Source organism: Tatumella ptyseos ATCC 33301 (assembly GCF_000735525.1).
Taxonomy (GTDB): Bacteria; Pseudomonadota; Gammaproteobacteria; order Enterobacterales; family Enterobacteriaceae; genus Tatumella; species Tatumella ptyseos.
Window position 1 is genome coordinate 1 of record NZ_JMPR01000051.1, and the last position, 6,412, is coordinate 6,412.

The window sequence follows — 6,412 nt, forward strand, 5'->3', positions numbered from 1 at the left end:
CCCCCGTTTTTCTCCGTGCCACCCACCCGGTGTCTTACCGCGACATCGCACCACTGAACGAGTGAATGTGACCAGGCGCCCTTTGCCCGGCCGCCCGCAGCGGGATGCAGGCAGCAAGCCTTACTGTAAGACGAACGGAACACTCACCGTACTGATAATAAAATATCCCGACTATCGCCCTGCCCCCTGTAATCCGGTTACCGGTATTTATCTGTTAATACCGGATGACAGCACCTGATACCGGGTCAACAGCGACAAAAAAGGCGGGTTTCCCCGCCTTTTCAGACTCTGGTGATGAACTTAGTACAGCAGGCGGGCACGCAGCGTGCCCTGAATACCTTTCATCAGTTGCAGCGCTTTATCGGCGACGTCCTGCGGGGCATCGATATCGATAACCACATAACCCATGTACGGCGTGGTCTGCAGATACTGGCCCATAATATTGATGCCCTGCTCGGCAAAAATCTGGTTGATGGCCGTCAGTACGCCCGGACGGTTCTCATGGATATGCAGCAAACGGCTGGCGCTGGCGGCATGGCCTGGCAGAGAAACCTCAGGGAAGTTTACCGCTGACAACGTTGAACCGTTATCAGAGTATTTAATCAGCTTACCGGACACTTCTACGCCAATATTCTCCTGCGCTTCTTCGGTGGAACCACCGATATGCGGCGTCAGGATAACATTGTCGAACTCACACAGTGGCGAGACAAAAGGATCACTGTTGCTGGCCGGTTCCTGCGGATAAACATCGATAGCAGCACCACTCAGATGCTTGCTTGCCAGCGCGTCACACAGCGCCGGAATATCAATCACCGTTCCGCGGGAGGCATTGATCAGCAGGCCGCCTTTTTTCATTGCCGCCAGTTGTTCAGCCCCGATCATATTTTGTGTGTTCGGGGTTTCCGGCACATGCAGGGTGACCACATCGCTCATCCCCAGCAAATCATTCAGATGTTTTACCTGCGTCGCATTACCTAACGGGAGCTTATCTTCCACATCGTAGAAGAAAACATGCATCCCCAGGCTTTCAGCCAGCACACCCAGCTGCATGCCGATATGGCCGTAACCAATGATACCCAGTTTTTTACCACGGGCTTCAAACGAACCCTTGGCATTTTTGTTCCAGATCCCACGGTGTGCCTTGGCATTCGCTTCCGGAATACCGCGTAACAACAGCAGCAATTCACCAATCACCAGTTCAGCAACAGAGCGGGTGTTAGAGAACGGCGCATTGAAGACCGGGATACCGCGTTTTGCCGCCGCATCAAGGTCAACCTGATTAGTCCCGATGCAGAAGCACCCTACCGCCACTAATTTTTCTGCGGCCGCAAACACTTCTTCGGTCAGGTGGGTACGGGAGCGGATCCCGACAAAGTGTGCATCGCGAATCGACTCTTTCAGGGATTCGGTATCCAGTGCACCTTTATGAAATTCAATATTGGTATAGCCCGCTGCACGAAGATTATCCAGCGCTGTCTGATGAACACCTTCCACCAGCAGAAACTTAATTTTGTCTTTTTCCAGTGATACCTTTGCCATTGCCCGACCTTATGGTTGACGATATTGAGACGAATATAAGTATTTCTTCTGTCAACATAACAAAATTTCCGCTACGGGCAACAGAAAACCGCTCCCGGTTTCAGGCTGCCCGCACGACGGTTTCAGCAGATTTCGATAAAAAGAAAACGATTACGTCTGCAGGAAAGCAGAATTTATCAACTGCTGTTTTAAATGTGATATAAATCACTAAAATAAACTCAAAAAAAAGACGTCTCTCAGACGCCTTTCTTCAATGTGATCACACCATCTTCTGTACCAATCAGCGCAACATCAGCCCCTCTGGCCGCAAATAGCCCGACCGTCACTACACCCGGTAATGCATTGATTTTACGCTCAAGCTCCGCCGGATTGACAATGCTGAGGTTGTAAACGTCAAGAATAATATTCCCGTTATCTGTTACCACATGCTGTCGATATTCCGGTAACCCACCCATTTTCACCAGTTCCCTGGCAACATACGCCCTGGCCATCGGAATAACCTCGACCGGTAATGGGAAATGCCCCAGAACATCCACCTGTTTGCTGGCATCGGCGATGCAGATAAACTGCTCTGCCACCGCGGCGATGATTTTCTCGCGGGTGAGCGCAGCGCCGCCACCTTTAATCATCTGCATTTGCGGGTTGATTTCATCTGCACCATCTACATACACCGATAACTGATCGACATTATTCAGGTCGATGACCGGGATACCGCAGGCCAGCAATTTTGCCGTCGAATCTTCAGAACTGGATACAGCCCCTTCAATGTCATGCTTCATGGTGGCTAGTGCATCAATAAAATGAGCAACGGTACTGCCGGTACCCACACCTACTACCGCTCCGGGACGGACATACTTCAGTGCTGCCTGACCCACTGCTTTTTTTAATTCATCACGGCTCATGATATGTTAAACCTGTACGCTCTGTTCGTCAGCGTAGTATAAAACAAGCAAAAGAAAAAAAACCTACTCTTGCTGGCAAGTTCCCATGTTTTATAAAACCGTCAGCAAAATTACGGAGATACTATCTTAGTGCGCGTCAGTGAACTTAACCGGGGATATGTTTTCCCTGCAGCCGAGAGAAAACACCCATGAAACGCCCGGATTACCGAACCCTTCAGGCCCTGGATGCAGTGATACGAGAGCGGGGTTTTGAACGCGCTGCACAAAAGTTATGCATTACCCAGTCAGCTGTTTCACAGCGTATTAAACAGCTGGAGAATCTTTTTGGTCAGCCCCTGCTGGTCCGTACTGTTCCTCCCCGCCCCACCGAGCAGGGTCAGAAGTTACTGGCGTTACTGCATCAGGTAGAGATGCTGGAAGAGCAGTGGCTGGCGGACGAATCGGGCGGCAGTACACCGCTACTGCTGTCTATCGCAGTTAACGCCGACAGCCTGGCAACCTGGTTACTGCCGGCTCTGAAAGATGTGCTGGCCGACTCACCGGTACGACTTAACCTGCAGGTAGAAGATGAAAGCAGGACACAGGAACGTCTGCGCCGCGGTGAGGTTGTAGGAGCGGTGAGTATTCAGCCTCAGGCATTACCGAGTTGCCTCGTGGACCAATTAGGGGCTCTGGATTATCTGTTTGTCGCCTCCCCCGAATTTGCCAGCCGCTATTTCCCGAACGGGGTGACACGGAATGCATTACTGAAAGCCCCTGCGGTCGCCTTTGACCATCTGGATGATATGCATCAGGCCTTTCTGCAGCAGTATTTTGATCTGCCGCCGGGCAGTGTACCCTGCCATATCGTCAACTCTTCCGAAGCCTTTGTTCAGCTAGCCAGACAAAGTTCTGTCTGCTGTATGATCCCGCATCTGCAGATTGGCAACGAACTGGCAAGAGGGGAACTGGTCGACCTGACTCCCGGCCTGTACCAGCGGCGGATGCTGTACTGGCACCGGTTTGCGCCGGAGAGTCGTTTAATGCGTCGTGTCACCGATGCCCTGCTGGAACACGGGCACCGGGTATTACGACAGGGAGAGTATCCGGCTGATGCCGGTGCGTTCTGAAGGCCTTACCTGTTCAGGGCTGGTTTTCCGGCTCTGCAACCGGCGTAACGGCAGGCTTTGATGGCGGGAACAGTTCAAAGACGACATTCACATTGTCATCAAAGCTGATGCTTTGCTGCTCGTAGGTTTGCTGCGGTGTGGTATCGGCATTGGCCTTCGCCAGACTGTACATCCGCATCACCGGACGGGCAGAGGTATCTTCGGTATGGTACTGAATACTCCATACCGGCCCCAGTCGGGTATTAAACCCTTTCGCCAGTGCACTCGCCTGTGAGATTGCATCTTTAATCGCTTCATCCCGGGCCTGCTGCTGATAGCGCTGCGGCTGACTGACTCCCGGACTGACCGAACGAATTTCATTCAGCCCTGCTTTTAATGCACCGTCCAGCAAGGTATTCAGTTTGTCTATCTGCCGGACCGTAACCGTCACCTGGCGCAATGCCTGATAGCCGGTCAGTTGGGGTTTGCCCTGTTTACTGTAATCATATTGAGGCTGCGTACTGATATTGGCTGCATCAATGTCTTTTTTCACTACTCCCTGCTGCTGCAGATAATCAAAGTATTGTGCTACCCGATCATCAACACGTTTTTTCGCTTCCGCCGCCTGCCTGGCTGTCTGCTCAACAACAATCGTCAGAGTCGCCATATCCGGCTTTACCTCAACCGAGGCATGGCCGGAGGTACTGATATGTGGCTGGTCGGGTACATCAGCCGCCATAACAGGCAGTGCCGACAGACTGCCTGCCAGTGCAACAGATATCACCATTGGGTAAAGTTTCACAGCGTCTCTCCCGGAAAGTTAACTATAAGATGTGGCCGAACTATAGCCAATTGGATTCAGGTGGCAGGGAAAAGTTCGCTATCCGACAAAGCTTTACACAGAGTCTCTGAGCATATAAACCCCGTCTTCAAATAGCCGGAATGCCAGAAAGAACATCATTAGCGCGACCAGTAAATTGATGACCTGTCGTGTACGTGGACGCCGTAACCAGGGAGATAATGTCCCGGCAAGCAGTGCCAGTGCATAAAACCAGACGACAGATGCGGTAATGGCTCCGGCAGCAAACCAGACACGCTCTTCTCCCGGCACCTGACTCCCCAGGCTTCCCAGCACAACAAAGGTATCCAGGTAGACATGCGGGTTCAGCCAGGTGACCGCGAATAACGTCATCAGTAATTTCATACGCTGACGACCCGCGGGTTGCCGTTCACTTTCTGCCGGTACCGGTCTGAACACCTGACGAAAAGTGCCCCAGCCGTACCAGAGTAAAAATGCACAACCCGCCCAGGTGATGCACTGTAATGCCAGCGCAGAATGCTGTAACAAAGCACTGCCGCCAAAAATACCTGATCCGATCAGTACAACATCACTGAGCATACAGAAACTGGCTGCCATCAACGCATACTGACGCAATATTCCCTGATTAAGTATTAATGTATTCTGGGGACCTAGCGGCAGAATAAGCGCCGCTCCAAGGGTAATTCCTTGTAAATAGAACAACATAAGTATTCCTCCGCAAATTTAAGAGCAGAGTCTGGCGATTTTCCACCGGAAAAGGAAATGGAAAGAACTTATCAGCAATTAGTAAAACTTATGCGGGGAGGGATAGCGGAAGCGGCCTGTCTGTACGGAACACAGACAGGCCGGGGAATTACTCTGCAGCGTCTGCTTTGACTGGCGCCTGGTTGTACAGATGCACATCCATTTGCGGATATGGCAGACCAATTTTATTGGCATCCAATGCGCGTTTAAAGGCTGCCATCAGATCCCAATAAGTCTGGGTCTGATCATTGTACGTTGTCCAGCAACGAACAACGACATTCAGGCTGGAAGCACCCATTTCGTTCAATGCAACAACGACAGGCTTATCTTTAACGACACGGGATTCAGCTTCAACCACTTTACGCAGAACAGAAAAAACCTCATCGATATCAGAGTCATAAGAGACACCAATGATAAACTGGCTGCGGCTTAATGGCTCGCGGCTGTAGTTAGTGATTTTACCGGAGATAATGCTGCCGTTAGGGACGACAACCATATTGCCATCACTGGTTCTCAGCGTGGTAGAGAAAATCTGGACACTCAGTACGGTGCCCGATGCCCCCCCGATATCCACAAACTCACCGACACGGAAAGGGCGTAAGGTTACCAGCAGTACACCAGCAGCAAAGTTCGACAGTGAACCTTGCAGAGCCAGGCCCACGGCCAGACCTACGGCACCCAACACGGCGATCACCGAGGCGGTTTGTACGCCGACACGGCTCAGTGCAGCGATGACGGTAAATGCGATAATGACATAACGTAAAAGGACCGACAGAAAGTCAGCAACGGTCTGATCAATGCTACGGGCGCGCAGCACTTTGTTTAAACCATTAGACACCACACGGGCGACAATGAAACCGACAAAGAGAATGGCAATTGCTGCTGCAACATTTACCGCATAACTCAGCAATAGGTCCTGATTGCGTGCCAGCCAACTGCCGGCATTGTGGAGGCTTCCCACAACATTTAAGTCTTGCATTTAATAATCCTGTAATAAAAATTCCTGAGTGAAACGAACAGAGCCTGCCACTCCGACAGCTCCGCACAAGGGTAAACAATAAATGGCAGAATGCCAAATTCGTATTGGGGGATTTTTTATCAGGGTGGTGAGTGTTCGGTTCATCTGTCGTTTTTTAATCAGCACGGTGAATATTCCGTTCGCTTTGTAATAAGGCTTGCTGCCTAAGCCCTGCCGTGGGCGACCGGGAATTTTTGTCTCAGGTTTGTGGGTAATGAATTTGGCTGTAGGTTTTTATAGTCAGATCGCGAGTATTCCGTTCGCTTTATTGTCCGGCATGCTGCCTGCATCCCGCTGCGGG

Annotated in this window: 6 protein-coding genes; 1 reads left to right on the forward strand and 5 read right to left on the reverse strand. The window is 51.2% G+C overall.

The features are described 5' to 3' along the window. Positions 1–300: 300 nt before the first annotated feature. Entirely contained in the window at positions 301–1,539 is a 1,239-nt protein-coding gene (serA, locus tag GTPT_RS15790) for a phosphoglycerate dehydrogenase (protein WP_029991307.1), read from the reverse strand. Between the two features lie 236 nt (positions 1,540–1,775). Next, positions 1,776–2,441: a ribose-5-phosphate isomerase RpiA gene (rpiA, locus tag GTPT_RS15795; RefSeq protein WP_025902726.1), complete on the reverse strand. Its 666-nt coding sequence runs from the start codon at positions 2,439–2,441 to the stop codon at positions 1,776–1,778. Between the two features lie 188 nt (positions 2,442–2,629). Between rpiA and GTPT_RS15800 the strand changes: the two genes are divergently transcribed. Next, on the forward strand, positions 2,630–3,550 hold the full coding sequence (locus tag GTPT_RS15800) for a LysR family transcriptional regulator ArgP (RefSeq protein ID WP_025902727.1): 921 nt from the start codon (positions 2,630–2,632) through the stop codon (positions 3,548–3,550). Between the two features lie 13 nt (positions 3,551–3,563). On the opposite strand, the gene GTPT_RS15805 is transcribed toward GTPT_RS15800, so the two are convergent. The 3 genes from GTPT_RS15805 to mscS all read right to left on the reverse strand — a co-directional run bounded on the left by GTPT_RS15805 (position 3,564) and on the right by mscS (position 6,072). Continuing rightward, entirely contained in the window at positions 3,564–4,331 is a 768-nt protein-coding gene (locus GTPT_RS15805) for an oxidative stress defense protein (RefSeq protein ID WP_025902728.1), read from the reverse strand. A gap of 93 nt (positions 4,332–4,424) precedes the next feature. Then, positions 4,425–5,054 carry a LysE family transporter gene (locus GTPT_RS15810; RefSeq protein WP_025902729.1) on the reverse strand — a complete coding sequence of 210 codons (630 nt, stop codon included), beginning with the start codon at positions 5,052–5,054 and terminating at the stop codon, positions 4,425–4,427. Positions 5,055–5,202: 148 nt separating this feature from the next. Continuing rightward, the gene (gene mscS, locus GTPT_RS15815) at positions 5,203–6,072 is read right to left on the reverse strand and encodes a small-conductance mechanosensitive channel MscS (protein WP_025902730.1); all 870 of its coding nucleotides are present in this window, start codon (positions 6,070–6,072) and stop codon (positions 5,203–5,205) included. Positions 6,073–6,412: the final 340 nt, after the last annotated feature.